Source organism: Candidatus Planktophila lacus (assembly GCF_002288385.1).
Lineage (GTDB): Bacteria > Actinomycetota > Actinomycetes > Nanopelagicales > Nanopelagicaceae > Planktophila > Planktophila lacus_D.
The window spans coordinates 853,441-879,530 of the sequence record NZ_CP016783.1 but is presented as its reverse complement, the minus strand read 5'-3'; the positions used below and the strand labels follow the sequence as shown (position 1 = coordinate 879,530).

General features: G+C 48.6%; 28 protein-coding genes. 24 read left to right on the top strand and 4 right to left on the bottom strand.

All coding sequences use genetic code 11. From position 1 onward, the window contains the following. From A1sIIB60_RS04420 to A1sIIB60_RS04410, 3 genes are read left to right on the top strand one after another with little or no spacing between them, the layout of a single operon-like run. Window positions 1–963, top strand: a complete 963-nt coding sequence (locus A1sIIB60_RS04420) for a sulfurtransferase (protein ID WP_095689276.1) — start codon at window positions 1–3, stop codon at window positions 961–963. Further along, complete coding sequence (locus A1sIIB60_RS04415; RefSeq protein WP_095689275.1) at window positions 948–2,213, top strand: YeeE/YedE family protein; 1,266 nt, start codon at window positions 948–950, stop codon at window positions 2,211–2,213. The genes A1sIIB60_RS04420 and A1sIIB60_RS04415 overlap by 16 nt, the downstream gene beginning before the upstream one ends. A 46-nt stretch (window positions 2,214–2,259) precedes the next feature. After that, on the top strand, window positions 2,260–2,727 hold the full coding sequence (locus A1sIIB60_RS04410; RefSeq protein ID WP_095689274.1) for a TspO/MBR family protein: 468 nt from the start codon (window positions 2,260–2,262) through the stop codon (window positions 2,725–2,727). A gap of 18 nt (window positions 2,728–2,745) precedes the next feature. Here A1sIIB60_RS04410 and yaaA read toward each other — a convergent pair whose 3' ends face one another. Beyond that, on the bottom strand, window positions 2,746–3,300 hold the full coding sequence (yaaA, locus tag A1sIIB60_RS04405; RefSeq protein ID WP_190279194.1) for a peroxide stress protein YaaA: 555 nt from the start codon (window positions 3,298–3,300) through the stop codon (window positions 2,746–2,748). A 227-nt stretch (window positions 3,301–3,527) separates the two neighbouring features. Between yaaA and recA the strand changes: the two genes are divergently transcribed. Next, entirely contained in the window at window positions 3,528–4,610 is a 1,083-nt protein-coding gene (gene recA, locus A1sIIB60_RS04400) for a recombinase RecA (protein ID WP_095671263.1), read from the top strand. Continuing rightward, window positions 4,610–5,116: a regulatory protein RecX gene (locus A1sIIB60_RS04395; protein ID WP_320410424.1), complete on the top strand. Its 507-nt coding sequence runs from the start codon at window positions 4,610–4,612 to the stop codon at window positions 5,114–5,116. The genes recA and A1sIIB60_RS04395 overlap by 1 nt, the downstream gene beginning before the upstream one ends. On the opposite strand, the gene A1sIIB60_RS04390 is transcribed toward A1sIIB60_RS04395, so the two are convergent. Continuing rightward, the gene (locus tag A1sIIB60_RS04390) at window positions 5,113–5,829 is read right to left on the bottom strand and encodes an IclR family transcriptional regulator (RefSeq protein ID WP_095671261.1); all 717 of its coding nucleotides are present in this window, start codon (window positions 5,827–5,829) and stop codon (window positions 5,113–5,115) included. The genes A1sIIB60_RS04395 and A1sIIB60_RS04390 overlap by 4 nt on opposite strands. Window positions 5,830–5,883: 54 nt before the next feature. Here A1sIIB60_RS04390 and leuC point away from each other — a divergent pair, with 54 nt between their 5' ends. The 6 genes from leuC to A1sIIB60_RS04360 all read left to right on the top strand — a co-directional run bounded on the left by leuC (window position 5,884) and on the right by A1sIIB60_RS04360 (window position 11,557). Further along, window positions 5,884–7,275, top strand: coding sequence for a 3-isopropylmalate dehydratase large subunit (leuC, locus tag A1sIIB60_RS04385; protein ID WP_095689273.1), 1,392 nt, complete (start codon window positions 5,884–5,886; stop codon window positions 7,273–7,275). Between the two features lie 14 nt (window positions 7,276–7,289). Continuing rightward, window positions 7,290–7,889, top strand: a complete 600-nt coding sequence (leuD, locus tag A1sIIB60_RS04380; RefSeq protein WP_095689272.1) for a 3-isopropylmalate dehydratase small subunit — start codon at window positions 7,290–7,292, stop codon at window positions 7,887–7,889. 258 nt (window positions 7,890–8,147) lie between these two features. Further along, window positions 8,148–8,606: an HU family DNA-binding protein gene (locus A1sIIB60_RS07340; protein ID WP_095689271.1), complete on the top strand. Its 459-nt coding sequence runs from the start codon at window positions 8,148–8,150 to the stop codon at window positions 8,604–8,606. A 91-nt stretch (window positions 8,607–8,697) separates the two neighbouring features. Next, the gene (locus A1sIIB60_RS04370) at window positions 8,698–9,492 is read left to right on the top strand and encodes a lysophospholipid acyltransferase family protein (RefSeq protein ID WP_095689270.1); all 795 of its coding nucleotides are present in this window, start codon (window positions 8,698–8,700) and stop codon (window positions 9,490–9,492) included. Next, a complete protein-coding gene (locus tag A1sIIB60_RS04365; protein ID WP_095689269.1) occupies window positions 9,492–10,493 on the top strand; it encodes an NAD(P)H-dependent glycerol-3-phosphate dehydrogenase in 1,002 nt (333 codons plus the stop codon). The genes A1sIIB60_RS04370 and A1sIIB60_RS04365 overlap by 1 nt, the downstream gene beginning before the upstream one ends. Next, entirely contained in the window at window positions 10,490–11,557 is a 1,068-nt protein-coding gene (locus A1sIIB60_RS04360) for a D-alanine--D-alanine ligase family protein (RefSeq protein ID WP_095689268.1), read from the top strand. Before A1sIIB60_RS04365 ends, A1sIIB60_RS04360 begins: the two co-directional genes overlap by 4 nt. Before the next feature lie 12 nt (window positions 11,558–11,569). On the opposite strand, the gene A1sIIB60_RS04355 is transcribed toward A1sIIB60_RS04360, so the two are convergent. After that, window positions 11,570–11,803, bottom strand: a complete 234-nt coding sequence (locus tag A1sIIB60_RS04355; RefSeq protein WP_095671254.1) for an Lrp/AsnC family transcriptional regulator — start codon at window positions 11,801–11,803, stop codon at window positions 11,570–11,572. A gap of 76 nt (window positions 11,804–11,879) precedes the next feature. Here A1sIIB60_RS04355 and thiL point away from each other — a divergent pair, with 76 nt between their 5' ends. Then, window positions 11,880–12,836 (top strand): thiamine-phosphate kinase, encoded by a 957-nt coding sequence (thiL, locus tag A1sIIB60_RS04350; protein ID WP_095689639.1) that lies wholly within the window; start codon window positions 11,880–11,882, stop codon window positions 12,834–12,836. A gap of 111 nt (window positions 12,837–12,947) precedes the next feature. Further along, window positions 12,948–14,201 (top strand): hypothetical protein, encoded by a 1,254-nt coding sequence (locus tag A1sIIB60_RS04345; protein ID WP_095689267.1) that lies wholly within the window; start codon window positions 12,948–12,950, stop codon window positions 14,199–14,201. Window positions 14,202–14,217: 16 nt separating this feature from the next. Here the strand turns inward: A1sIIB60_RS04345 and rpmB are convergent, their stop codons facing one another. Continuing rightward, the gene (gene rpmB, locus A1sIIB60_RS04340) at window positions 14,218–14,403 is read right to left on the bottom strand and encodes a 50S ribosomal protein L28 (RefSeq protein ID WP_095671252.1); all 186 of its coding nucleotides are present in this window, start codon (window positions 14,401–14,403) and stop codon (window positions 14,218–14,220) included. A gap of 103 nt (window positions 14,404–14,506) precedes the next feature. On the opposite strand from rpmB, the gene recG reads away from it, so the two are divergent. The 11 genes from recG to A1sIIB60_RS04285 all read left to right on the top strand — a co-directional run bounded on the left by recG (window position 14,507) and on the right by A1sIIB60_RS04285 (window position 26,088). Further along, window positions 14,507–16,690, top strand: coding sequence for an ATP-dependent DNA helicase RecG (recG, locus tag A1sIIB60_RS04335; protein WP_095689266.1), 2,184 nt, complete (start codon window positions 14,507–14,509; stop codon window positions 16,688–16,690). Window positions 16,691–16,700: 10 nt separating this feature from the next. Then, window positions 16,701–17,273 (top strand): 16S rRNA (guanine(966)-N(2))-methyltransferase RsmD, encoded by a 573-nt coding sequence (gene rsmD, locus A1sIIB60_RS04330; protein ID WP_150131913.1) that lies wholly within the window; start codon window positions 16,701–16,703, stop codon window positions 17,271–17,273. A gap of 45 nt (window positions 17,274–17,318) precedes the next feature. Beyond that, window positions 17,319–17,798, top strand: coding sequence for a pantetheine-phosphate adenylyltransferase (gene coaD / locus A1sIIB60_RS04325; RefSeq protein ID WP_095689265.1), 480 nt, complete (start codon window positions 17,319–17,321; stop codon window positions 17,796–17,798). Between the two features lie 2 nt (window positions 17,799–17,800). Beyond that, on the top strand, window positions 17,801–18,283 hold the full coding sequence (locus tag A1sIIB60_RS04320) for an ATP synthase subunit B family protein (RefSeq protein WP_095689264.1): 483 nt from the start codon (window positions 17,801–17,803) through the stop codon (window positions 18,281–18,283). Between the two features lie 20 nt (window positions 18,284–18,303). Next, window positions 18,304–18,894, top strand: coding sequence for a YceD family protein (locus A1sIIB60_RS04315; protein WP_095689263.1), 591 nt, complete (start codon window positions 18,304–18,306; stop codon window positions 18,892–18,894). 72 nt (window positions 18,895–18,966) lie between these two features. Continuing rightward, window positions 18,967–19,140, top strand: coding sequence for a 50S ribosomal protein L32 (gene rpmF, locus A1sIIB60_RS04310; RefSeq protein WP_095671248.1), 174 nt, complete (start codon window positions 18,967–18,969; stop codon window positions 19,138–19,140). Between the two features lie 49 nt (window positions 19,141–19,189). Further along, window positions 19,190–19,819, top strand: coding sequence for a ribonuclease III (gene rnc / locus A1sIIB60_RS04305; RefSeq protein ID WP_236857233.1), 630 nt, complete (start codon window positions 19,190–19,192; stop codon window positions 19,817–19,819). 69 nt (window positions 19,820–19,888) lie between these two features. Next, window positions 19,889–23,410 (top strand): chromosome segregation protein SMC, encoded by a 3,522-nt coding sequence (smc, locus tag A1sIIB60_RS04300; protein WP_095689262.1) that lies wholly within the window; start codon window positions 19,889–19,891, stop codon window positions 23,408–23,410. Between the two features lie 28 nt (window positions 23,411–23,438). Continuing rightward, complete coding sequence (gene ftsY / locus A1sIIB60_RS04295) at window positions 23,439–24,278, top strand: signal recognition particle-docking protein FtsY (RefSeq protein WP_095689261.1); 840 nt, start codon at window positions 23,439–23,441, stop codon at window positions 24,276–24,278. Between the two features lie 170 nt (window positions 24,279–24,448). Beyond that, entirely contained in the window at window positions 24,449–25,753 is a 1,305-nt protein-coding gene (locus A1sIIB60_RS04290; protein ID WP_095677467.1) for an ammonium transporter, read from the top strand. Beyond that, window positions 25,750–26,088 (top strand): P-II family nitrogen regulator, encoded by a 339-nt coding sequence (locus A1sIIB60_RS04285; RefSeq protein WP_095671244.1) that lies wholly within the window; start codon window positions 25,750–25,752, stop codon window positions 26,086–26,088. Before A1sIIB60_RS04290 ends, A1sIIB60_RS04285 begins: the two co-directional genes overlap by 4 nt. Window positions 26,089–26,090: the final 2 nt, after the last annotated feature.

Sequence of the window (26,090 nt, the reverse complement as noted above, 5' to 3'; positions counted from 1 at the left end):
ATGTTTAAGAATTTAGTAGTTCGACCGAAGAATATTGTTGTTGCCTTACTTAGCCTGGGCTTAGTCGCCGGCGTGACTGTTGCACCTGCCAGTGCGGCTCCAAAGAACCTAGCCCGCTCTGTTGTTCAAGCTGATTGGCTAGAGAAGAACCTCGATAATCCAGATGTAAAGATCATCGAAGTAAGCACCGAAGCTGGTCTTTACGAGCGTGGACATATCAAGAATGCAGTTAAGTTCAATTGGTACACAGATCTAGTTGAAACTGTAAACCGTGACATCGTCGCTGGTGCACGCTTTCAGAAGCTAGCGCGCGCTGCCGGAATCAATAAGAACTCAACCGTCGTTCTCTACGGAGATAAGAACAACTGGTTCGCTGCATGGGGCGCATGGATCTTCAATACTTACGGTATTGAAGATGTTCGTCTAGTAGATGGTGGACGCGTTAAGTGGGAGAAAGATGGTCGCCCATTCACAACTGTTGTTCCAACTCCAAAAGAAGGAAACTTTGTTGCAACTAAGGCAGATAAATCAATCCGCGCAACTTTGATTCGCGATGTACTTCCTGCAGTTCGCAAGAAGGGTACGGTCGATCTGGTCGATATTCGTGGAGCAGATGAGTACAACGGCAAGATCTTTGCAGCGTCAGGATTTCAAGAACTCGCTATTCGCGCCGGGCACATTCCGGGAGCAGTGAATGTCCCTTGGGGTGCAAATGTTAATTCAGATGGAACCTTCAAAACCGTTGCTGAATTAAAGAAGCTTTATGCGGACAAGGGGATTGATGGCAAGAAGACAATCATTACCTATTGCCGCATTGGTGAGCGTTCATCTCTAACCTGGTTCGTGCTTAGCGAAATCCTTGGATATGACGTAAAGAACTATGACGGTTCTTGGACTGAGTACGGCAATGGCGTTGGTAATCCAATTAACAACCCAGCCGGAACTATTTGGGGAGCAGCGTAATTAGCGCAGTTACTAACTTTGGTAGAGGTTCTGGAGATTCCGGAACCTCTACTGAGGTTTCTACCTGGAGCAAGGGCGATTCTGTAAGAACAGGGTTAGCAGCGTTATTGGTAGTTGGTTTGCTATTCACCGCATACCAATTAAGTGATAACGAAGGAACTGGCGTGAATGCAGCGCTATCGCTCTTGATTGGTAGCGCCCTCGGAATCGCTTTCGAGAGAGGTCGATTCTGTTTCTTCTGCATCTTCCGCGATGCCATTGAAGACCGTGACACAACACCGTTCTTATCGATCCTTAGCGCCATTGCAGTCGGTGCAATTGGTTATGCGGTTATCTTCGGACAGTTCTTACCTGATACAAGTTCAGATCGCCTTCCTCCAAACGCACACATTGGACCAGTTAGTACCGCGTTAATTGCCGCTGGTCTTGCATTCGGAATCGGTATGGCGCTTTCAGGTGCTTGCATTAGCGGGCATCTCTATCGCATCGGACAAGGATCACTGCGCGCATACCCAGCCTTATTTGGTTCGCTAATTGGTTTCGGACTCGGCTTTAAGAGTTGGAACACGTTGTACTCAAAATCAATTAGCGATGCACCTACAACATGGCTGCCACATTACCTTGGTTATGGCGGATCGCTCGTTTTAACTCTTTTGTTGTTAGCCGTGATAGCAGTCGTTACAATTAGATTTGGTAAGAACTCCACACCACTTGCAAATCCAGTAGCGACCAAGATCGATCTCGCAAGCCTGCGCCAATCACTTCTCATCAATCGTTGGCGCCCGCTAACAACTGGTGCGATCTTTGGCGTTATTGGCACCTTTGCTTATCTACGTATTGAGCCGCTTGGAGTAACTCGCCAATTAAGCACAACCTCTAGAACCTACTTTGAGGGACAGGGTTGGATTCCACAAAACCTGGATGGCTTAGATCTAATGGCCGGTTGTATCGCAGTTGTTTCTACGGCGATCGTGAATAATGGTTGGTTGATTCTGGGAATCGTTACCGCTTCATTTGCCGCAGCGCTAGCGGGCAATCGCTTTAAATTTCAGCAAATTACTTGGCGCAACGCCTTAACCGCACTTGTTGGCGGAATGCTTCTGGGTTGGTCTTCGATGATCGCACTCGGCTGCACCGTCGGAGTTCTTCTCTCTGGAACACAGTCATTTGCACTCTCTGGCTGGGTATTTTTCGCAACTGCCTTTACCGGAGCTTGGATCGGGATAAAGCTAAAACTCCATAAGCTTTAAGCAGCAGAAACCAAGGTAAGCCACGGAATACCGCTAGATTCTTACCGTGGATTTCAAATTAATCGCAGCTGCAGTTGGAATTCTCTTTGTCTTTATTTACGCCTTCGGTTCAGGAATCTGGGTCTCTTCCTCACCTGGTTGGTATGCATCTCTAAACCGTCCTGCTTGGCAGCCACCCAGTGCTGTTATCGGGCTCATCTGGCCATACAACTTCACAGTTCTTGGAATTGCCTCTTATCAAGTATCTAGATCTTTAAGTAAATTTGAAAACATAACCTGGTTGGTGTTCTTTGGCTTAAGCATCGCCGCCGCTTTAACCTGGGCTTATCAATTCTATGTTCCACACAATTTTCTCTATGCCTCAATAGCGCTAACGTCGGCTGCGGTTCTAACACTTCCCGTACTTTTTCTGACTTTTAGAGCAACGCTCACTATGGGGCTATTACTTGTTCCATATCAAATCTGGGTAGCTGTCGCCGCCAGTCTGGCGTGGGGATATTTAGCTAGAAACTAAATTAGTAATCGTTAACTTTTAGACAGCGATTACTTCCAAGACCCAAGGATTTATTCCATCGCTCGGGGTCAGCGCACATGGATACTTCTCCGAAACGATCGCATATAGATCTTCCGGGGATTTGGGCACCGAACGTGATTGCAAGAGCGCGCGGGCAATTTCACCACGGGTTTTCTTAGACATATGAGTAACGACTTTACGCACGCCATCGACGACAGTTGAAATCTGAATCTCAACAGTCTTATCGACGGGGGAGTGCCAAACGGTTTTATAGGTAGATGAACGGCAGTCCACGATTAGTGGGCTCTTGATTGGGTCTAGAACTTTCGCGACCGGCTCGCGCATCGCGCTGTTATCGATCTTCGCCTTGTAGCTCTCGATCAACTGGTCCGGGCGCACCGCTCCGTACTTGGCTGAGATGATCACAACCGCGCTCGCCGCCCGCTTACGCGCCGCTGGGCTAAGCGTGGCCCAGCCGAGGGCCTGGTAGAGGACGCCGGTGTAGACGTTGATCGCAGGCATTGGCTTGCTGGTCGGGGCCTTCTTCTCGGAAGGCGGCAGGAGGATCAACACGTTTCGAATCCTCCCATGCGACACGCCTAAAGGCGCTGTCAGTGGCGCCTGCTACCTTTCGAACAGATGTTCGGATAAAGTTATCCCTGCACAACCAGAGCGGTTCCGCTTTCCGCCCACAGGCTCTCTATAAGCCTCGTAGGCCGTCGGTGGCCTTCCGTACCTTCTGGGCCGACTACCAACGAATATGCATCACGCATAGACGTTCTTATCTAAAGGAGCAAAACGTGGCTGCTGAAAAAGCAAATAAAGCCGAAGAGAAAAACACCTCCGATCGCCAAAAGGCGCTCGACACCGCACTCGCCCAGATCGAACGTCAATTTGGCAAGGGCTCAGTAATGAAAATGTCTGATCGTCAAAATGCGATCATCGAAGTTATCCCAACTGGTTCAATCGCACTAGATATCGCACTCGGTATCGGCGGACTACCACGCGGACGTATCGTAGAAATCTACGGACCAGAATCTTCAGGTAAGACAACACTTACCTTGCACGCAATCGCAAATGCACAAAAGGCCGGCGGCATCTGTGCATTTATCGATGCTGAACACGCATTCGATGCAGAGTATGCAAAGAAGCTCGGCGTTGATATCGATGCACTTCTTGTTTCACAACCAGACACTGGCGAACAAGCACTTGAAATCATGGATATGTTGATCCGTTCTGGCGCACTTGATCTCGTTGTCGTCGACTCAGTTGCAGCACTTGTGCCACGCGCTGAAATCGAAGGCGAAATGGGCGATTCACATATGGGCTTGCAAGCACGCCTTATGTCACAAGCGCTTCGTAAAATTACCGGTGCACTTCACCAATCAAAGACAACTGCGATCTTCATCAACCAGCTCCGCGAAAAGATCGGTGTCTTCTTCGGTTCACCTGAGACAACAACCGGCGGTAAGGCACTTAAGTTCTATGCATCAGTTCGCCTCGACATCCGTCGCATTGAAACTCTTAAGGATGGCACCGAATCCGTCGGTAACCGTACCCGCGTTAAGGTCGTCAAGAACAAGATGGCTCCACCATTTAAGCAAGCAGAGTTCGACATCATCTACGGCACAGGTATCTCACGTGAAGGTTCATTAATCGACCTTGGCGTTGAAATCGGAGTCGTTAAGAAGGCGGGCGCTTGGTACACATACGAAGCCGATCAGTTGGGACAGGGCAAGGAAAATTCTCGTGCATTCCTTCTCGATAACCCAGATCTAGCTAATGAGATCGAGACCAAGATCCGTGCACACTTTGTGCCGATCGAAGTTGATGCCGAGCTCGTAGCGGCGATCGATGAAGCTGCAGCAGAGGTTGATTTCTAATTAGCCTTGATTTTGTAAAGGTTTCAAGAGGCGAAGGCTCCGACCCTTACGAAGTAGCACACACCATTGCGTTAAACGCTCTGGTTACTCGTGCGAAAAGTAAGGGCGAGCTTCTCGCTCACCTTAAGACCCGGGGCGTAGAAGATGATGTTGCGCAAGCAATTATCTTCCGGTTGCAAGAAGCCGGCCTCGTTAACGATGAAGAGTTTGCTAAAGCCTGGGCTCAGTCGCGCCACAACCATAAGAAGATCTCAAAGCGAATCATCGCGGGGGAGCTTCGCCAAAAGGGCGTAATGCAGAGCGCAATCGATGAAGCACTTGATGAAATCGATGACGATTCTGAATACCGCAGCGCCTTTGACCTTGCCTTCAAGAAGTACAACACCATGTCACGTCTTGAACCAGAGGTGCAGGTGCGCAGAATTCAGTCTCTACTGCAACGAAAAGGCTTTGGTTTTGGAACAATCTCTCAAGTCTTAAAAGAGTTGGATCTGCTTAACAACTAACTTTTAGCGAGATGCTCTGTAAGTCTTGCGGCAGTTGCAACAACGGCTGCTGCATGTACGCGCCCTGGTTGGCGTCCTAAACGCTCGATTGGACCAGAGATAGATACTGCGGCAATTACTTTTCCATTAGGGCCTTTAACTGGTGCGCTGACAGATGCAACGCCGGCTTCGCGTTCTCCAACAGATTGCGCCCATCCGCGACGACGATCGGCAGATAAGTGAGCGGCGGTAAATCGCGCATTCTTAAGTCCGCGATGAATTTTTTCGGAATCTTCCCAAGCCAATAAAATTTGTGCAGCAGATCCTGCTTGCATAGTTAGCGAAGCACCAACAGGTACAGAGTCGCGAAGACCAGATAAACGTTCAGCAACTGCAACACAGATTCGGATATCTCCCTGGCGACGATATAACTGTGCAGATTCGCCGGTTGCATCGCGCAGCGCAGCAAGTGCTGGGGCAGCAGCAGCCAGTAAGCGATCTTCACCTGCTGCAGCTGCGAGTTCTGAAGAACGAGGTCCAAGAACGAAACGACCCTGCAGATCGCGCGTAACAAGGCGATGGTGCTCAAGGGCAACGGCTAAACGGTGAGCGGTGGGGCGAGCGATGCCAGTTGCGGCAACGAGCTCTGCCAGCGAATGGGGGCCTGATTCAAGCGTACCTAGAATGGTTACCGCTTTATCTAGAACGCCAACTCCGCTATTCTTCTTCTCCACACAGTGAGATTAGCATCCCATTTAATGAGATGCAAGATTTAAAGGAAGAAGAGCATGGGTAAAACTCTGGCAGAGAAGATTTGGGAAGACCACGTCGTTCGTTCGGCGCAAGGAGAACCTGATCTACTCTACATCGATCTGCAATTAGTTCACGAAGTAACAAGTGCGCAAGCATTTGATGGCCTGCGCCTTGCCGGACGAAAAGTGCGCCGCCCAGACCTGACAATTGCAACTGAAGATCACAACACCCCAACGCTCGATATTTTAAAGCCGATCGCAGATCCAGTTTCAAAACTGCAGATCGATACCTTGCGCAATAACGCTAAGGAATTCGGAATTCGTATCCACTCACTTGGCGATGCCGATCAAGGCGTTGTCCACGTAGTTGGACCACAGCTCGGAATCACTCAACCAGGTATGACAATTGTTTGCGGCGATTCACATACTTCAACACATGGCGCATTCGGTGCGATTGCATTCGGTATTGGTACATCAGAAGTTGAACATGTGCTTGCTACGCAGACTCTGCCGTCAAGTCGCCCAAAGACAATGGCGATCAATGTTGAAGGAACTCTAAAGACCGGTGTAACCGCAAAAGATATTATCTTGGCGATCATCGCGCAGATTGGTACTGGCGGGGGACAGGGCTACATCATCGAATACCGCGGCTCTGCAATTCGCGAACTTTCGATGGAAGGTCGTATGACCGTTTGTAACATGTCTATCGAAGCTGGTGCGCGCGCTGGATTGATCGCACCAGATCAGAAGACCTTTGATTACATCAAGGGCAAGCCACATGCGCCAGAAGATTTCGAAACTGCGCAGAAGTATTGGGAGACGCTATTTACAGATAGCGATGCTAAGTTCGATGTTGAAATCACGCTCGATGGCAACACACTTGAGCCATTTGTAACTTGGGGAACTAACCCAGGACAGGGTCTTCCGCTAAATGCATCAGTGCCAAATCCTGCAGACATTAAAGACTCTGAAGAGCGTGGCGCAGCAGAACGCGCACTTGAGTACATGGGTCTTACAGCAGGAACACCATTGAAAAAGATAGCGATTGACACTGTTTTCTTGGGCTCTTGCACCAATGGTCGCATCGAAGATTTACGTGCGGCTGCATCGGTAATCGAAGGCAAGAAGATTGCACCAAAACTTCGCATGTTGGTTGTGCCTGGATCAGAGCGCGTTCGCCAGCAAGCGATGAAAGAGGGCTTAGATAAAGTCTTCCTTGATTTCGGTGCCGAATGGCGTAACGCCGGTTGTTCAATGTGTCTCGGAATGAACCCAGATCAACTAGCTGTGGGAGAGCGTTCAGCATCAACTTCTAACAGAAACTTTGAAGGCCGCCAAGGTAAAGGCGGACGCACACACTTAGTGAGCCCGCTAGTTGCAGCAGCTACCGCAATTCGCGGCACGCTCTCATCACCGGCAGATTTGTAGGAAGGGATATGGCCATGGAGAAGTTTGTTAAACACACAGGCACAGGTATTCCGCTACGTCGTAGCAATGTCGATACCGATCAGATCATTCCTGCCGTTTACCTAAAGCGCGTTACTCGTAGCGGCTTTGAAGATGGTTTATTTGCTGCTTGGCGCAATGATCCAGAGTTTGTTTTGAATCAACCGCAATATAAGAGCGGAACCATCTTGGTTGCCGGCCCTGAATTCGGCACCGGTTCATCTCGCGAGCACGCTGTTTGGGCGCTACAGAATTACGGATTCAAGGTGGTCATCTCAAGCCGCTTCGCCGATATCTTCCGAGGCAACTCGCTTAAGGGCGGTTTGCTAACCGTGATCCTTCCTCAGGAGGCAGTGGAAGCGATCTGGACAACTATTGAGAGCGATCCAACAACTTCAATCACCGTGGATCTTGAAACACGCACTGTTTCCTACGGATCAACCACAGTTGCCTTCGAGCTAGATGATTACACCCGCTGGCGCTTGATGGAGGGCCTAGATGACATCGGTTTGACGCTAAAGCACACTGATGAGATCGATTCTTTCGAAGCAAAGCGACCTGCTTACAAGCCAAAAACACTGCCAATTCGCATTTAAAGAATTAAGAAAAACTCTCGATCGTTTTTCAAGCGTGAAAACCAGCGTAAAACGCTAACTTCTTGGATGGGGTGAGCATTTTCTGTTCAACCCTCAACTTGTAAATGAGAGTTTTTTACGCGTAAAAAGTGCGATTTTTCTAAAATATTAAATTGCGACACGCCCGCTTTAATATCGCTCTCACCCTATTAAAAGGTTTAAGTTTTAGCCACAAGTTAAGCGAACGCTTAATTTACGCTTAAATCTAAGGGGATTTAGATGAATAAGGCCCAGTTCATTGCCGCGTTGGCCCCACACTTCAACGACAGCAAGAAGGAAGCAGCACACGCTGTAGAAATCGTTTTCGACACAATTACACGCACCATGTCAAAGGGTGAAGATGTAATGATCAACGATTTCGGTAAGTTCAAGAAGGTTGATCGCAAGGCACGTATGGGACGTAACCCATTCACAGGCGAGACAATCAAGATCAAGGCTTCAAAGAAGGCTCGCTTCTTGCCTGCAAAGGGTTTGAAGGATGTCATCTCAGGTGAGCGCAAGCTAGGACCGGCTCCAAAGCCAGAACCAAAGCCTGTTGCAAAGCCAGTGGCTAAGAAGGCAGCAGTCAAGAAGGTTGCTAAGAAGAAGCCAGCAGCGAAGAAGGCTGTTAAGAAAGTTGCTAAGCGTAAGCCAGTAGCTAAGAAGAAGGTTGCAAAGAAGGCTGCTAAGAAGCGTTAATTCTCGCTTCCTAACCTATCTTCAAAAACTTCATAGAACTGGGGTCAGCGCTTGCTGGCCCCAGTTTTTCTTTGCCCACTAAGATTTAGATATGGCCAAGATGCGCGTTTCATATGCGCCACCTACCGGTAATCCTCTCGGTACAAATATCACCTTTAAAATTTGCTCATCTATATTGATCCCAATCATTAACTTGATCACCAAGCGCACGTGGATCGGCGCTGGAAATATTCCGAAGACCGGCGCGGTAATAGTTGCGAATAACCACCTCTCATATTTCGATGTCTTAAATTTTGCGCACTTTCTTTACAAGAATGGCCGAGCCCCACGTTTCCTAGGCAAGGTTGGCGTATTTAAAGTTCCAATAATCGGCCGCATTCTGCTTGCAGCTGGCCAGGTTCCCGTTGAACGGGAAACACCTAACGCAGGCAAAGCTGTTGATCACGCGAAGCGACTTTTAGAGTCGGGACATTTACTTGGTGTTTATCCAGAAGGGACTCTCTCTCGTGATGCCGATCATTGGCCGATGATTGCCAAGACTGGTTTGGCCAGACTTGCTCTAAGCACACGCACTCCCGTAATTCCGGTTGCGCAATGGGGCGCACAAGTTTTGATGCCGACTTATTCGAAGAAGATTAAATTATTTCCACGTACCCAGATCACCTTGAAAGCGGGAAAGCCGGTTGATCTCTCCCAGTGGTATGGCAAAGAGGATGATCAGCAAGCACTTATCGAGGCAACTGCAAAAGTCATGCGGGAAATTACAACTTTGCTAGAAGAAATTCGTGGCGAGAAGCGACCTGAAGTAATCTTTGATCCACATACTTCTGATTTACCTCGTACAGGTAATTTTAAAAAGAAGCGTAAAAAGGTGGCAGAGAAGTAATGAGCAAGGTAACGGTGTTCGGAGCAGGAGCATGGGGTTCAACCATGGCGCAAGTTCTCTGCGATGCCGGAAATGATGTTCTGCTCTGGGGCCGAAACCAAGAAGTTGTAGATGAGATTAATTCGTCCCATACAAATGCGAAATATTTAGCGCATCACACATTGCCCGCAGAGCTGAAAGCCACTACAGATTTAGATGAGGCCTTTGCCTTCAGCCAAAGTTATGTTTTAGCGATTCCATCCTCGCAATTGCGCGCAACTTTAAGGGAGTGGAAACCACGCTTCTCGGAAGGTTGTTTGGTGGTCAGTACATTAAAGGGAATTGAAATCAGCACCCAACTTCGCATGACTGAAGTCATTGTTGAAATTCTCGGACCACATAGAGTCGCGATGATTACCGGACCAAATTTGGCTGACGAACTAGTGCTGCGCCAACCCGCTGGTGCGGTGGCTGCAGCAACTACGCAAGCCACCTCTGAAGAAGTTCGCGCACTATTCCGTACTCCTTACTACCGCGTTTACACATCAGTTGATTTATTAGGTTGTGAATTAGCGGGCGCAATCAAAAATGTAATTGCCTTAGCCGTTGGAATCTCTATCGGTATGGGTTTTGGCGAAAATACCCAAGCGATGCTGATTACTCGCGGCCTTAATGAAGTAGCCCGATTATGTGCTGCGCACGGGGCTGATCCACTAAGTGCGGCAGGCCTTGCCGGAATGGGTGACTTAGTTGCAACTTGTGGCTCTCCACTTTCTCGTAACCGCACATTTGGCGAACTCTTAGGTAAGACTGGTTCCATGGAACAAGCGGTTGCGCAAGGAGCAAAGACGGTAGAAGGCGTCTCCTCATCGGGAGCGATTGTAGAAATAGCCCACCGCGTTGGAGTAGAAGTTCCCGTAATCGAATCAGTTGCTGACATTGTTAATGGCTCGCTTACGCCAGCACAGGCGCTACAGCGCTTAATGGAGATTACAACTCAAGCGGAGAACTTCATCCGATGACTAAGCGCGTAGCAATTATCTGTGGTGGTCGCTCCAGCGAACACGAAATCTCATGTATTTCCGCAGGGGGAGTGCTCTCCGCAATTGATCGCAGCAAATTTGAACCTGTTTTGATCGGCATCAGCAAGAGCGGCAAATGGTTCTTACTTGATGACAAAACATCTCTCACAATCAAAAATGGTGTTCTCCCAGTAGTTCCAGAAACTGGAAACCCCGTTTCATTAGATGCATCAGGTTTTATCAGCGCTGGCGTCAACTTAAAGATTGATATCGTCTTTCCGTTACTGCACGGTCCGTACGGTGAAGATGGAACGATTCAAGGACTTCTTGAGATGGCCGATATTGCATACGTTGGCTCTGGAGTTCTTGCCTCAGCAGTTGCTATGGATAAATCATTTGCAAAGCCAATCTTTGCGGCCCACGGAATTAAAGTTGCGGCAGGCTTTGTCGCTCGCGCATCCGATTGGGCAAAAGATAAATCAGCGGTTCAAAAACAGGCAGACCAACTTGGCTATCCAGTATTTGTAAAGCCGGCACGTGGTGGATCAAGTCGTGGGACAACAAAAGTTAAATCTGCTGCTGAATTTGCCGCTGCTCTTGAAGAGGCACATACCTTTGATCCAAAGGCGATGGTGGAGCAAGAAATTCGTGGCAAAGAGATTGAGTGCGCAGTCCTTGAAATTGATGGCGTTGCTAAAGCATCACTGGTTGGGCAGATAAAAATCGATCCGAAGTACGATTTTTACAACTTTGAAGCTAAGTATCTAGATTCAGCCACAACCATCGAACTTCCGGCGGCAATTGATCAGAAGATCAGCGATCAGATCCGCGCCAAAGCGGTAGATGCCTTTATCGCACTTGGCTGCAGTGGCTTAGCCCGTGTGGACTTCTTCTTAACTGATAACAATGAAGTCATCATCAATGAGTTAAACACGATGCCGGGCTTTACCGCAACATCAGTATTTCCAAAGATGTGGGCAGCAACCGGTGTGCAATACACAGAAGTAATTTCCCATTTACTCGCATCAGCGCTTACGCGCAGTAATGGTGTCTTGGGAAATTAAAGTCTTGGGAAATTAATAAGTAACTGGGCAAGTCAGGGTGCGCGTAATACCCGGAACAGCCTGCACCTTAGACAAAATCGCGCGGCCAAATTCCTCCATCGATGGAGACTCTGCGCGCATGATTACATCGTAAGGACCTGTAACTCCTTCAGCCAATGTAACGCCGGCGATAGCAGAGACAGATTTTGCAACGCTAGATGCTTTGCCAACTTCGGTTTGAATCAAGATGTATGCCTGAACTGACATAGTGGTCTGCCTTTCTCGTGAGAACTTCGCCGTTGAAGGTAAGCGCAAAGGTACCCCATGTTCTAGTCTTGGCGCTATGGCGATTAGTGATGGCGGCTTCAACGAAGCGCAAAAAAACGCTAGCGGCTTCAACGAAGCGCAGGTAATCGCGCGCCTAAAGGAGATTTTTGCATCAACCGATCCACGAATTTCTCTTGGGATTGGCGATGATGCAGCGGTTGTATCTGGCGCCAAAGCCCAAGTTGTAACAACCGACATGGCCGTTTCCGGAGTACATTTCCGAACCGACTGGTCGAGCGCTTTTGAAATTGGGCGAAAGGTTACGGCGGCAAATACCGCAGATGTTTTAGCGATGTCAGCTAAGCCCGATTACCTGCTTGTCGCTGTTGCTCTTACAGGTTCCGAAACTATGGAATGGATTTCTGATCTTGCACGTGGGATTAAATATGAAGCAGATCTTGCGGGAGCCCATGTAGTTGGTGGAGATATTTCTCGCGCTGATCAAGTAGTTTTCTCAATGACTGCGATTGGTTCTACTAACAAAGCGATAACTCGTAGTGGAGCAAAACCAGGAGATGGCATTTATTTATCATCACTTACGGGGTGGTCGGCGGCCGGTTTGGCGATTGTGAGTTCCGGATCAAAAGAAAATATGGAGCCTGCTCAAAAAGCACTTAGCGAGTTTAAGTCTCCAACTATTGATTATGGATTTGATTCCTCAAAGGCAAATGCGCTCTGCGATGTCAGCGATGCCTTGGTTATTCAAGCAGCACAGATGGCTGAGGCTTCAAAGGTTTGCTTTAACTTTGACCTAACTAAAATCCAAGCAAGCGCTGAATTCATGGAGCTTGAAAATCTTGCCCAGCGAATGGATATTGATATTTGGAGTTGGATTTTTGCTGGGGGAGAGGATCACGCCCTTCTGGCAACCGGCACAGATCTGCCAGGGCTTTTAATTGGAGACGTTACCCAGGGCGCGGGCCTTGCAAACGTTCCCGCAGGCGTGGCAGCGAACGCTTGGCAACATTTCTAAAAAGACCCTTGGATTTTTATGCAGCGATTTCCATATTTTTTATTTTTTTAAACACATAAAAACTGGCGCGGTGCTATTGCCTACCTTTTAGCAAGGCGATAATTTTGCGAGATGAAAAGATCATCATTTGTAGCAACTTTGGCCACTGTAGCACTTTCTATCTCAGCAATTCTGGTTGGAGTTACTTCTGCAAATGCCAGTGTCACACTTCCTAAGGGTGCGTTCTTACCTTGTTCTGCAGGTGGCGGCGCATACTGCATTGATTCAGTAAGCATTACACCTACTGGTGGCAAAGCTATTGCACTTACTTGGGTTGCTAGCGGTACTCAAGGCGCTACTGCAGGAAATACAAATGGTGTTGCATCAGGCAAAGCTCTGCCAGGGCGATGGAGCGCAGATGGCGCATTCGCAAATGAAAATTACGACGGTCTATATATAGAAGCACAAGCTGCAAATGAATTTGTTCCATGGATCATGCTCGATGCCAAACCAACTTATTCACCAGGAAATAACGTCACGCTGGCAGCGCTAACCACAAGTGCCACAACGCCAGTTAATCTAAATAGTGATGCGCTGATTTCGGTAAAGATGCGAATCTCCGACTTCAAGCTAGGCGTTACCTATGGCATTGCAACTGAAGCAACAGTTGACGTTCAGGCTGCGGTCTTTGAGATTGCAGGTTATCCAGTGAAGGTTCCGCAGGCTAAGAGCGCTAAAGATTGCTCAGGCGATGCTGGTGTTTCATCAGCGCTTGTTACGCAATTCCAATCAATTTTAGTTCCATCCAATGATCCACTTGGGTTCTCATTTGAAGGCGGCAGCGGCAAGATCTATGTTGGATCTAACGGACTCTGCAAACTTTCAACTCCTGTGTGGAATGCAGAGAAAAAGTCTTTGAGTTACAAAGCATCTGCTCCGCGCCTAGCGCCGGATGGTAAGTCAGTTAACACTGGTTTTTACTATGCAACGATTTCATCTGCCGATGCGCTAGCGCTTTGGGGACTTAAGCGCGCAGAAGATGCAGCATCGGCTTTAACTATCTCTGTTCGCACAAGCGAAGGCGGATCTACCGCGGCGACTAAGACTGTTGCTGTTAAGAATGGTCGAATCATCATTCAGGTCTTCGGCTTTGAGTTTCCAGACCCGATGCTAGATATCTCGCTAAATCCTAGTTTTGACTTAATGGCTTCATCTGCAGGGGCCGCAAGCAATATGTCGGCCGCGGGAACAGTTCGAACTACAGCGTCGCCTAAGCCAACGCCAACGCCAAAGGTGACGTCGATTTCTTGTATTAAAGGTAACCAGTTAAGAAAGGTCACTGGCGTGAAGCCAAAGTGTCCTACTGGATTTAAAAAGCGGTCTTAATTAGATTTAAGAAACTTTAGCGAGAAACTTTTCCGGCCTTAAGGCAGGAAGTACAAACGTTCTGGCGCTTAGCTGTTCCACCGACAAGAGTCTTGATGCGTTGGATATTTGGATTCCAGCGACGACGAGTCTTTACCTGAGAGTGTGAAACGTTATTTCCAAAGCTGGGCCCTTTGCCACAGATATCGCATGTTGATGCCACAGCGTTTCTCCTTTTAGATCTTTAACTTAATGAATAGGGCGTAAGGGTAGCAAGAAGGCCAACTTCACGCTAATTCCGAGAAATCCACGCGAGAATGGCTCCCATGGCGATCGCAGACGGCAGGCTCACAACCAAGTTGGTTGATGTAGTGGGCGATCGCACTGCCAAAGTCCTAGATACCGTTTTTGGTTACCGAACTGTCTCTGATTTATTGCATCACTATCCGCGTCGCTACTTAGTACGTGGCGAGCTAAGCGACATTGCCGAACTTAACGAAGGTGATGAAGTAACGGTACTGGCAGAGATTTACTCCTCGAGTAGCCGCAAATTGCAGGGGCGCAAGGGCAGCATTCTCGAAGTTATCGTGACCGATGGCAGCGCAAAGATGTCGCTAACTTTTTTCAATCAATCTTGGCGCGAGAAAGAGTTGCGCGTAGGTAGACAAGGTTTGTTTGCAGGAAAAGTCGGAGTCTTTAACGGCAAACGCCAGTTGGCTCATCCGGATTACGAAATGGTTCCAGATGGCAGTGATGTTGATTCTGCCGTTGCAGATTTTGCTGGAAAGTTTCTGCCGGTTTATCCAGCCAGTTCAAAACTTCCTTCGTGGAAGATTGCGCAATGTGTAAAGCTAGCCATTGATTCTTTAGATGAAGTCCCAGATTTCATCCCGCCACATATCCTTGAGATGTTTAAATACCCGTCTGCGCAGCAAGCGCTAATTCAGATACATAACCCAGTTGATTTAGATAGCGCAGAACTTTCCAAGGCGCGCTTGACCTTTGATGAAGCCTTCTTACTGCAACTACTTTTACTCGAGCGCAGAGCCGAACTCCGTGCGCTAAAGACTGTCGCCCGACCAGTTAAGTCCGACGGGATTTTGGAAGCCTTCGATAAATCGCTTCCGTGGAAGTTAACGCCTGGCCAGGTAGAAGTTTCACGAGAGATTGAAAGCGATCTAGCAGCAGATATCCCAATGCACCGTTTGCTACAAGGTGAAGTTGGTTCTGGAAAAACTGTTGTCGCACTTCGTGCCATGTTGGCGGTCGTCGATAGCGGGGGGCAAGCAGCGTTACTTGCCCCAACAGAAGTTTTGGCAGCCCAGCATCTACGAACAATTGAAAAATTGCTTGGGCCACTGGCCCAAGGAGGGATGCTGGGCGGTGTTGAAAACGCAACGCAAATAACTTTATTAACTGGTTCTCAGAACTCGGCAGCGCGCAAAGAGGCGCTTGCTCTTGCCGCATCTGGCCAAGCTGGAATTGTTATTGGTACTCATGCACTTCTTAGCGAGAGCGTTGTTTTTAACGATCTTGGCTTGATTGTTGTCGATGAGCAACATCGCTTTGGTGTTGAGCAACGAGATGCGCTGAAAGCAAAGGCGGTTAATCCGCCGCACTTATTGGTTATGACTGCAACCCCAATACCAAGAACAGTTGCGATGACCGTCTTTGGCGATTTAGATATTTCAACTCTGCGCGAACTTCCGCTGGGTCGCCAACCTATAACAACACACGTGGTACCTACTATGGAGAAACCTTCTTTCTTAGATCGCGCCTGGGAGCGAATTCGCGAAGAAGTCTCACAAGGGCATCAGGCTTACATCGTTGCACCGCGCATCGCTGCCGGAAGTTCTGAAGATGCCGATCTAGATTTTCTATACGGAGAGCAATCGCCTGATATCGCCTCCGTTGAAGAGTTGGCGCCGAAGTTACACGGGGGAGCGCTTAAGGGCTTACGGATTGCGCCTTTGCATGGACGTTTAACCACAGAGTTAAAAGATGCAACGATGCAGGCTTTTTCTGCAGGTGAGATAGATGTACTTGTTTCAACAACTGTCATTGAAGTTGGTGTGGATGTTCCAAATGCCACAGTCATGGTGATTATGGATGCAGATCGCTTTGGCGTATCTCAGATTCATCAGTTACGTGGCCGAGTTGGTCGCGGCACTTCACCTGGTTTGTGCCTACTTGTATCTGGCGCGCCAATCGAAACGCCAGCACGTGAGCGATTGGAAGCAGTATCTAAGACCCAAGATGGCTTCGAACTCTCTCGTATTGATCTTGAACAAAGACGTGAAGGCGATGTTTTAGGTGCAACACAATCTGGCGCTCGGTCGCATCTTCGCTTATTGCGTGTCTTGCGCGATGAAGGGCTAATTGAGGAAGCGCGCAATGTGGCTGCAGAATTATTAGAAAGCGACAGCTCTCTAAACGGCTATCCTTTGCTCAAAGATGAATTAGAGATGTTAAAGAAAGAACAAACGTCTTCATATATCGATAAAGGTTAGGGATAGATAAATGCGCATTATCGCAGGACTTGCTAAGGGGCGAAACATCGCCGCCGTTGCAGGTGCTACCCGACCAACTTCTGATCGCGCCCGTGAAGCGCTCTTTTCTACCTTGGCATCTGAATTTGGTGACTTTGCAGGGCTTCATATTCTGGATTTATATGCCGGCACAGGTGCTATTGCACTTGAATCGCTCTCCCGAGGTGCCGAGATTGTTCATGCAGTTGAGAAAGATGAGCAAGCGCAGAAGTCGATAGCCGCAAACTTTGAAAGCATCAGGAGCGCGCAGTGTCCAGGCAGTTTCCACCTCTTTGGAATGAGCGTTCACCGTTTCTTACAAGATCGGGCGACAGTTCCGTACCACTTTATCTATATCGATCCACCATACGATGTAGAAGATATTGATGTAATTGAAAATCTCATTCAACTTCGTGAGGGTGGTTTTCTTCATCCGCAAGCTTTAATTGCAGTTGAGAGAAATTCCAGAGTCAAGGAAATATCTTGGCCAGATGGATATCAGGCTCTGCGCGAAAAAAATTATGGCCAAGCGACGATTTTCTATGGGGTTCCAGCCGAACTTTGAGCCTGAAAATGGATAACCACGCTGATCGTTGCTAGCGTTTACTCCATGAAGCGCGCCGTTTGCCCAGGATCATTTGATCCAATCACCTTTGGTCATCTCGACATCATCGAGCGCGCCAGCAGCCAGTTTGATGAAGTTATTGTGGCAGTCTTGGAAAATCGCACAAAGGCTTCGCTCTTCTCTGTCGAAGAACGTATGGAAATGGCCCGCAAAACTACTTCACAGTTTAAGAACGTCAAGGTTGATTCTTGGCATGGCTTGCTCGTTGATTACTGTAAGGAAAATTCAATTCAGGCGATCGTAAAGGGTTTGCGCGCGGTTACCGACTTTGATTACGAGCTTCAGATGGCTCAGGTAAATCTCCAGGGCTCCGGCGTTGAAACTATGTTTATGGCAACTGCTCCAACACACTCATTTCTCTCCTCTTCTATCGTTAAAGAGCTCGCTCATTTCGGTGGAGATGTATCCTCTATGGTTCCAGGCGTCGTAAATGATGCACTTAAAGCACGAGTAGCAGGGAAGTAAAAATGGACTCGATCGAAAAACTCAGCACCGCCATTACTCTGATCGAAGAGGCTCGCGGAGTTCCACTTTCAGCTTCCTGCGTTGTACATCGTGGCGAAATTTTAGAAATCTTAGATGGCGCAAGAATTGCACTTCCACAAGATTTATCTGCAGCCGAAGCAATTTTGGCCCAGCGCGATAACTTAGTTGAAGAAGGCCGTTCTTCAGCCGAACAAATGATCGCCACCGCGCGCGAAGAAGTTGCGCGCATGATCGAACAAACTGCGATTGTCCAAGCAGCACGTGATGAAGCACAACGAATCCTTGACGATGCACGCGCACTTGCTGCTGATGAGCGCGCTGAAGTAGAAAGCTACATTGATGGCCGCCTTGCCACTCTAGAAGTGATCCTCAATAAGACTCTTGATGCAGTAGCCCGCGGTCGTGAGCGACTAGATGGTGCAAACGATAAAGATGTCTTGTCGCAATTAGCCGACGACAATTAACCACGAGAGCACCTATTTCGATGTCTAAGGCCTCTTCGGTATTTGAATTTAACACTTTTGAACTTCCTCGCCGTGCGGGGGAGATGAAGGAGTATCAGTTAGATCTAGAAATTTTGGAGCCGATTGGCGTTCCGCTGGTGAGCGTGCCAGCCGGTGATGTTATTGAAGTAGATCTCCGTCTGGAATCCGTTACTGAGGGAGTCTTGTTAAGCGCTGATCTATATGCGATCGCAAAGGGCGAGTGCATTCGTTGCCTTGATCCAGTTGAAATTACTGTTGAACGAAAGATTCAAGAGCTCTATCGCTACGAGCCAAGTAAAGATTCTGGCAAGAAGGGTAAGAAGTCCAAGCGCGCATCTGATGACGACGTAGATCTGGAAGAAGATGACGAACTTTGGATGGATGGCAATGTGATGGATCTCGAGCCCCCTATTCGAGATGCCGTTGTATTAGATCTTCCAATCAACCCGCTCTGCTCCGAAGAGTGCCTCGGGCTCTGTCCAGATTGCGGTCAGAAGTGGGCAGATCTTCCGGAAGGCCACCAGCATGAGGCGATCGACGCTCGCTGGGCGGGCTTGGCTGGACTGGATTTTAAGAAATCGGATGAATAAGGGATACTTACCTCCTAACCGAGTTAAGCCAATTTTTACCAATAGGTTTAAAAGAGATTAAGGACGATTACCGTGCCAGTTCCAAAGCGAAAGATGTCTCGTTCGAAGACACGCTCACGCCGCTCAATGTGGAAGACAACTGCAGCATCACTTGCAGCATGCCCACAGTGCCAGCAGCCAAAGCTCACACATACAGCATGCCCAACCTGCGGAACATATAACCGCCGCCAGGTTCTCGAGGTCTGATCTGTTCTCTACTTTAACTGCGCAACTCGGGATCACATTAAAGCCCGAATTGCTCGAGTTAGCTTTTACCCATCGCTCATTTGCATATGAGACCGGTGCTAAAGAAACAAATGAACGTTTAGAATTTTTAGGTGATTCAGTACTGGGCTTAATTGTTACTGAAGAGCTCTACCTTCGTTATCCAGATTTAGATGAATCACGTTTATCTCCACTGCGATCTGGAATCGTAAATATGCGTGCGCTCGCAGATATTGCTCGCACGCTAGAACTCGGAAAATATATTCGCCTTGGAAAAGGTGAAGAAGTCACCGGTGGGCGCGATAAAAACTCACTACTTGCCGATGCTCTAGAAGCCTTGATTGGCGCTATTTATCTGGAGTGCGGATTTGCAACAACTACTACCGTTGTTCGCACGTTAATTAATGAGACTCTCGAAAGCGCTATGGCAAAGGGCGCTGGGCTAGATGGCAAGACCGCGCTCCAAGAATTAGTTTCATCACTTGGAAAAGGCACCCTCGAATATTTAGTAACTGAAGAAGGCCCAGACCACGATAAGAGTTTCACCGCTGTAGCGATGGTCGCCGGTGAAGCAGTTGCGCAAGGTATCGGTAAGAGCAAACGCGAAGCAGAGCAATCAGCGGCTCGTTCTGCCTACGAAATTCTCGCAACCCTCAAGTAGTACTTCACTCGCGTCACGTACGTAATGACGCCACCTAAACGGTAGGTTTACGCCGTGTATTTAAAGAGTATGACGCTTAAAGGATTTAAATCCTTCGCGTCGGCAACGACGCTTCGCCTGGAACCGGGCATCACCTGCGTCGTCGGTCCAAACGGCTCTGGAAAATCAAATGTTGTAGATGCCCTCACATGGGTTATGGGCGAGCAAGGTGCGAAGTCACTTCGCGGCGGCAAGATGGAAGATGTCATCTTCGCTGGCACAAGCGGGCGTGCACCACTTGGTCGCGCAGAAGTTTCACTAACAATCGATAACACCGATGGCGCCCTGCCAATTGATTACACCGAAGTAACAATTTCCCGCATTCTCTTTCGTAATGGCCAGAGCGAGTACCAAATAAATGGTGAAGCATCACGCTTATTGGATATCCAAGAACTACTAAGCGACTCAGGTATCGGCCGCGAAATGCATGTCATCGTTGGCCAAGGCCAATTAGATGCAATTTTGATGGCTACCCCTGAAGAACGCCGTGGGTTTATCGAAGAAGCAGCTGGCGTACTTAAGCATCGCAAACGTAAAGAGAAAGCCCTTCGTAAGTTAGATTCAATGCAGGCGAACTTAGCTCGCGTTCAGGATTTAACGGTTGAACTTCGTCGCCAACTCCGTCCACTCGGGAAGCAAGCAGAAGTTGCGAAAAAAGCGGCGACAATTCAGGCTGATCTTCGTGATGCCAAGTTACGTCTGCTCGCTGATGATTTCATCTCACTTTCCAAAACTCTCGATGCTGAAGTAGCGGATGAAACCGCACTTCGTGAGCGACGTTCACTTGTTGAAGATGAGTTAGATAAAGTCAGATCACGCGAAGAATCACTTGATGCGCAAGCCGCTTTCGAGAGCCCACTTCTAATTGCAGCACAGGAAAATTTCTACGCACTTAGCGCACTTCGTGAAAAATTCCGCGGAACGCAATCACTTGCACAAGAGCGCTCACGCTTCTTAGCTGAAGAAGCAGAAGAAGCACGTAGCGCTGGTCGCGACCCAGAAGCGCTTGATCAAGAAGCGCTGGCGCTTCGCCAGCAAGAGGCGCAACTGCGCAGCGAAGTTCAGAGCGCACAAGCGCACTTACAAGCCACAACTTCCAAACTTTCCAGCGCGGAACAATCTTTAAAAGTTGAGGAAGATAAAATCGCCGCAGCGATGCGCGCTATCGCCGATCAGCGTGAAGGCACGGCGCGCCAAGAAGGCCATATCAAGTCGCTGGCAGCGCGATTAGAAGCGATCGCAGAAGAAATTGCTCGATTAGTAAAAGCGCGCGATGAAGCGCAATCTCGCGCCGAAAGCGCACAACGTCAATATTCAACTCTCGAGATGGATATTGCTGGTGCAGATGCCGGAGAACTTGGGCTCGACTCTGAATTTGAAGTCGCTAAGCGATCTCTCGATAACGCGAAAGCGGAACTGAGTTCACTAGTTGATGCAGAACGCGCCGCCGATCGCGAGCGAAATGCAATCGAATCCAAGTTAGAGGCGATGTTGTTAACCTCGCAGTCACGCGATGGTGGGGCAGCGTTAGTTCGCGATTCTCGCGGATTAACAATTCTCGGAAGCATTGCATCCCTTGTTCAAATTGATTCCGGATGGGAATCTGCAACTGCCGCAGCGCTCGGATCGCTCTGTGATGCGATTGTCGTTCGTGATTTAAATTCTGCAATCAGCGCTTTAACAACGATGCGCTCCGAGAACTTGGGCCAAGCAGATGTACTTGTCTACCAACCAGGTTCACACAGTGCTACATCTGTTCCAGATGGTCTTACAGCGCTGACTTCCCATGTTCGTTCTACGGAGATCTCCGAGCTCCTCGCTTCACTTCTCTCTAATACGGTCGTTGCAGAAAGCGCACGTGAGGCCGAAGGCATTATTCACTCCCACCCAAGCGTCACAGTTGTAACGCGTGATGGCGATGTAATCACCGCAAAGCGCGCACGTGGTGGTTCAGCATCATCTACTTCGCTAATTGAGATCAACGCACTGGTCCAAGAGTTACAGGCCAAGCTTGAGACCATTACGCATAACTGCGATCGCATTAAATTTGAGATCTCAACAGCGCAAGGCGATGTAGAAAGCAAGCAAAATACATTTGATATCGCGCTATCTAAGTTAAATGAATCAGATGCTCGAATTTCTGCTTTTACTGAACAACTAGCCGTAGCTGGCCAGAATATGAAATCGGCATCTGCCGAAGTTGAGCGCTTAAATTCTGCAATCGCTGAAGCCAATGCTGCTAAAGGTCGCGATGAGAACGAACTTTCCATCGCTTCTGCACAATTGCAACAACGTGGAGAAATTGGCGAACCAGATCACAGCGCCGCCGAAAACTTACGAAATGAAGTCTCACTTGCGCGAACTGCAGAAGTAGAAGCACGTCTTGCCGTTCGCACCAGCGAAGAGCGCGTTGATTCAATTGGTGCACGTGCCAAGGCCCTCGAAGATTCCGCTAACGCCGAACGTGAAGCATCCGAGCGGGCAGTATCGCGCCGCGGTGCACGTGCGCGCGGTGCGCTGATCTCTTCTGCAATTGCAGAAGCCGCATACGAAGCGTTAATCCACATTGAAAGATCTATTGCGAAGGCTGCAACAGAGCGCGCCCGTCTCGAAGCATCACGATCCGATCGCGAAGGCGAGACGCTTACCGTGCGATCACGTGGACGTGAACTCGCATCAGAACTCGAACAGCTAACTTCTTCGGTTCATAAAGATGAGATCGCTCGTGCAGAACAGCGCATGCGTATCGAACAACTTGAGTCCAAAGCAGTAGAAGAACTTGGAGTTGATACGACAACTCTTGTAAATGAGTACGGACCTCAGAACGATGTACCAACCTTTATCGAAACCGAGACCGGTGAGATCGTCGCTACTGAGTTAATCCCGTATCGCCGTGATCAACAGGAGAAGCGCCTCGCTGCCACTGAACGTTCACTCACTCTTCTCGGCAAGATCAACCCATTAGCTTTGGAAGAGTACAACGCGCTTGAAGAGCGCCTTAAGTTCTTGGCCGAACAGTTAGAAGATCTAAAGCGCACCAAGAAAGATCTGCTGGATATCATCAAGGAAGTTGATGATCGTGTGCAACAGATCTTCATGGAAGCCTACGAAGAAACCGCTAAACACTTTGAAGATATCTTCGCCCGCTTATTCCCTGGTGGCGATGGCCGTTTGATACTTACAAATCCTGATGATCTTCTCAACACTGGTGTTGATGTGGAAGCGCGTCCACCAGGAAAGCGCATCAAGCGCCTCTCGCTACTTTCAGGCGGTGAAAAGTCTCTGACAGCGGTTGCTATGTTGGTAGCGATCTTTAAAGCACGACCAAGTCCTTTCTACGTGCTCGATGAAGTTGAGGCCGCCCTCGATGACGTTAACTTGGGCCGATTATTAGTTGTGCTCGAAGAACTTCGTGAAAGTTCACAGTTGATCATCATTACTCACCAGAAGCGCACTATGGAGATCGCAGATGCGCTCTATGGCGTAACCATGCGCGGCGATGGCGTAACTGAGGTTATTTCACAGCGCCTGCGCGAATCTGACACCGCTTAAGGTTCTTTAGGCAATGGGTATTTAGGCAATGGGTATTTTCAGTAAATTCATCTCAAAGATAAAAGGCGTTTCGACAGCTGATCCACTTGATTGGCAAGAACTTGAAGCAGAACTTCTTGCTGCAGATCTTGGCCCATCACTTACATCCTCAATTATCAAAGATGCTAAATCAATCAAGGGCGATGATGCACTCGCTTCTCTGACTCAGATATTAAATTCGAAGCTCTCAAGTAAATCCCGCACCTTAAGTAAGGCAGCCTCCACCTCAGCGCTAATCGTTGTTGGAGTAAATGGCACCGGCAAAACAACTTCAGTTGCGAAGTTGGCCGCTTCGCTAAAAGGCTCTGGCTCCTCAGTAATTCTTGCTGCAGCCGACACCTTTCGCGCTGCTGCAGTAGAACAGTTGCAGACATGGGGAGCGCGTATCGGCGTTGAAGTTATCGCTGGCAAAGATGGAGCCGAGCCCGCATCGGTCGTTTTTGATGCCGCAGTTCGTGCAAACGAACAACAAGTTAGCTACTTGCTAATTGATACCGCTGGGCGACTTCACAATAAGAACGATTTGATGGCCGAGTTAGGTAAGGTAAAACGCGTAATCGAAAAATCCTTACCGGTTTCTGAAGTTCTATTAGTAATTGATGCAACGACAGGCCAAAATGGAATTACCCAAGCGAAGATTTTTACCGAAGCCGTTGATGTAACTGGCTTGATTGTCACAAAGTTAGATGGCAGCGCCCGAGGGGGAGTAGCCCTAGCCATTGAAAACGCTCTCGATATACCAATCAAGTTTGTCGGAACCGGTGAAGCCGAATCAGATTTCGCTGCCTTCGACTCAGAGCGCTACATCTCAGGCTTAATCGGCGAATAGCATTCCTATCCCGCACTTGGCGTAACACAGATGTAACAAATTTCCCGATTTTGTGACCCCGTCTTAACCTAGAAAACGAGCCTACGTAACTCGCCGAGAGCATCTTTACCCCATCTCAACGGCGAGGGTTTGTTCATTTTTGTTAAAACTCTAGGAATAGGAAACGAATAATGGAAGAGATTGTTCTTAATTCAGGCGATACCGCCTGGGTATTAGCAAGTACCGCTCTCGTCCTACTTATGACGCCAGGTTTAGCTTTCTTCTACGGCGGCATGGTTCGCACCAAGAGCGTTTTGAATATGATGATGATGTCGATGGTGACCATCGGAATCGTTAGCGTGATTTGGGTTATCTACGGATTTGAATTGGCATTTGGATATAAGGCAAATTCAGCTTGGTATGGAAATATTTCCTTATCCGGATTAGGTGGAGTTGTTAATGACTTCACAAATAACGGTGGAGTTTATCCAATTCCAGTTCTTGTCTTTGCAGCATTCCAATTGATGTTCGCAATCATTACCCCTGCGCTGATCTCGGGTGCAATTGCAGACCGCACAAAGTTCACCGCTTGGGCGATCTTTGTCGCTATCTGGTCCACATTGGTTTACTTCCCAGTTGCGCACTGGGTATTTGCATTCGGAAATAAAGTCGGAGACACAATTACCGGTGCCGGTTATTTAGCCAGCAGAGGCGTTCAAGACTTTGCAGGTGGAACGGCAGTGCATATCAACGCCGGCGCTGCAGGGTTAGCTCTAGCGATCGTAATTGGAAAGAGAGTTGGTTGGCGCAAAGAATCAATGCGTCCACACTCATTACCATTGGTGATGCTCGGCGCAGGTCTTCTCTGGTTCGGCTGGTTTGGATTTAACGCCGGCTCATCACTGGCTGCAAATGGAACTGCAGCACTGGCTCTAATCAATACTCAAGTTGCAGCTGCTGCTGCGGTTCTGGGTTGGTTACTCGTAGAGAAAATTCGTAATGGACATGCAACTTCACTTGGTGCAGCATCAGGTGCGGTTGCAGGGCTAGTTGCAATCACGCCAGCTTGTGCATTCGTGGCTCCATGGGCCGCAGTAGTAATTGGTCTGCTTGCAGGAGCGATTTGTGCGCTCTCTGTCGGAATCAAATACAAGCTTGGCTTCGATGATTCACTCGATGTAGTAGCAGTTCACTTAATCGGTGGAATCTGGGGATCACTTGCAATCGGCCTATTTGGCTCATCAGCGGTCAACAGCCTCAGCCTCGATGGAATCTTCTATGGTGGCGGAACAGCGCTACTTGGAAAGCAGGCGCTGGGTGTCGGACTTGTTTTCGCATACTCATTCATTGCCACACTGATCATCGGTTACGCAATTGAAAAGACAATAGGTTTCCGCGTAAAGAAAGATGCAGAAGTAGAAGGCATTGATCTAAATGAACACGCAGAAACTGCATATGAAATGACAAGTTCATCACGAGGAGGTTCATTGCTATGAAGTTAATAACGGCTATCTTGAAACCATTTAAGTTAGATGAAGTCAAAGATGCTCTGCAAGCGGCGGGCGTAACCGGAATGACAGTCTCTGAAGCCAGTGGTTTCGGTCGCCAGCGTGGTCACACTGAGGTTTATCGTGGCGCCGAATACACCGTAGACCTTGTACCCAAGGTTCGCCTTGAAGTACTAGTTGATGATGCAGATGCAGCAGCAATTGTCGATGTCATCGTGAAAGCGGCATCAACAGGATCAATCGGCGATGGAAAAGTTTGGACAACGCCAGTTGATTCAATCGTGCGCGTCAGAACCGGTGAACGCGGAACGGATGCGATCTAGGG

Bases quoted from the DNA above. Each gene is read 5' to 3' on its own strand.
- A1sIIB60_RS04420 (WP_095689276.1), top strand. From the start codon at position 1: ATGTTTAAGAATTTAGTAGTTCGACCGAAGAATATTGTTGTTGCCTTA.
- leuC (WP_095689273.1), top strand. From the start codon at position 5,884: ATGGGTAAAACTCTGGCAGAGAAGATTTGGGAAGACCACGTCGTTCGT.
- leuD (WP_095689272.1), top strand. From the start codon at position 7,290: ATGGAGAAGTTTGTTAAACACACAGGCACAGGTATTCCGCTACGTCGT.
- A1sIIB60_RS07340 (WP_095689271.1), top strand. From the start codon at position 8,148: ATGAATAAGGCCCAGTTCATTGCCGCGTTGGCCCCACACTTCAACGAC.
- A1sIIB60_RS04370 (WP_095689270.1), top strand. From the start codon at position 8,698: ATGGCCAAGATGCGCGTTTCATATGCGCCACCTACCGGTAATCCTCTC.
- A1sIIB60_RS04365 (WP_095689269.1), top strand. From the start codon at position 9,492: ATGAGCAAGGTAACGGTGTTCGGAGCAGGAGCATGGGGTTCAACCATG.
- A1sIIB60_RS04360 (WP_095689268.1), top strand. From the start codon at position 10,490: ATGACTAAGCGCGTAGCAATTATCTGTGGTGGTCGCTCCAGCGAACAC.
- A1sIIB60_RS04355 (WP_095671254.1), bottom strand. From the start codon at position 11,803: ATGTCAGTTCAGGCATACATCTTGATTCAAACCGAAGTTGGCAAAGCA.
- thiL (WP_095689639.1), top strand. From the start codon at position 11,880: ATGGCGATTAGTGATGGCGGCTTCAACGAAGCGCAAAAAAACGCTAGC.
- A1sIIB60_RS04345 (WP_095689267.1), top strand. From the start codon at position 12,948: ATGAAAAGATCATCATTTGTAGCAACTTTGGCCACTGTAGCACTTTCT.
- recG (WP_095689266.1), top strand. From the start codon at position 14,507: ATGGCGATCGCAGACGGCAGGCTCACAACCAAGTTGGTTGATGTAGTG.
- rsmD (WP_150131913.1), top strand. From the start codon at position 16,701: ATGCGCATTATCGCAGGACTTGCTAAGGGGCGAAACATCGCCGCCGTT.
- coaD (WP_095689265.1), top strand. From the start codon at position 17,319: ATGAAGCGCGCCGTTTGCCCAGGATCATTTGATCCAATCACCTTTGGT.
- A1sIIB60_RS04320 (WP_095689264.1), top strand. From the start codon at position 17,801: ATGGACTCGATCGAAAAACTCAGCACCGCCATTACTCTGATCGAAGAG.
- A1sIIB60_RS04315 (WP_095689263.1), top strand. From the start codon at position 18,304: ATGTCTAAGGCCTCTTCGGTATTTGAATTTAACACTTTTGAACTTCCT.
- smc (WP_095689262.1), top strand. From the start codon at position 19,889: ATGACGCTTAAAGGATTTAAATCCTTCGCGTCGGCAACGACGCTTCGC.
- ftsY (WP_095689261.1), top strand. From the start codon at position 23,439: ATGGGTATTTTCAGTAAATTCATCTCAAAGATAAAAGGCGTTTCGACA.
- A1sIIB60_RS04290 (WP_095677467.1), top strand. From the start codon at position 24,449: ATGGAAGAGATTGTTCTTAATTCAGGCGATACCGCCTGGGTATTAGCA.
- A1sIIB60_RS04285 (WP_095671244.1), top strand. From the start codon at position 25,750: ATGAAGTTAATAACGGCTATCTTGAAACCATTTAAGTTAGATGAAGTC.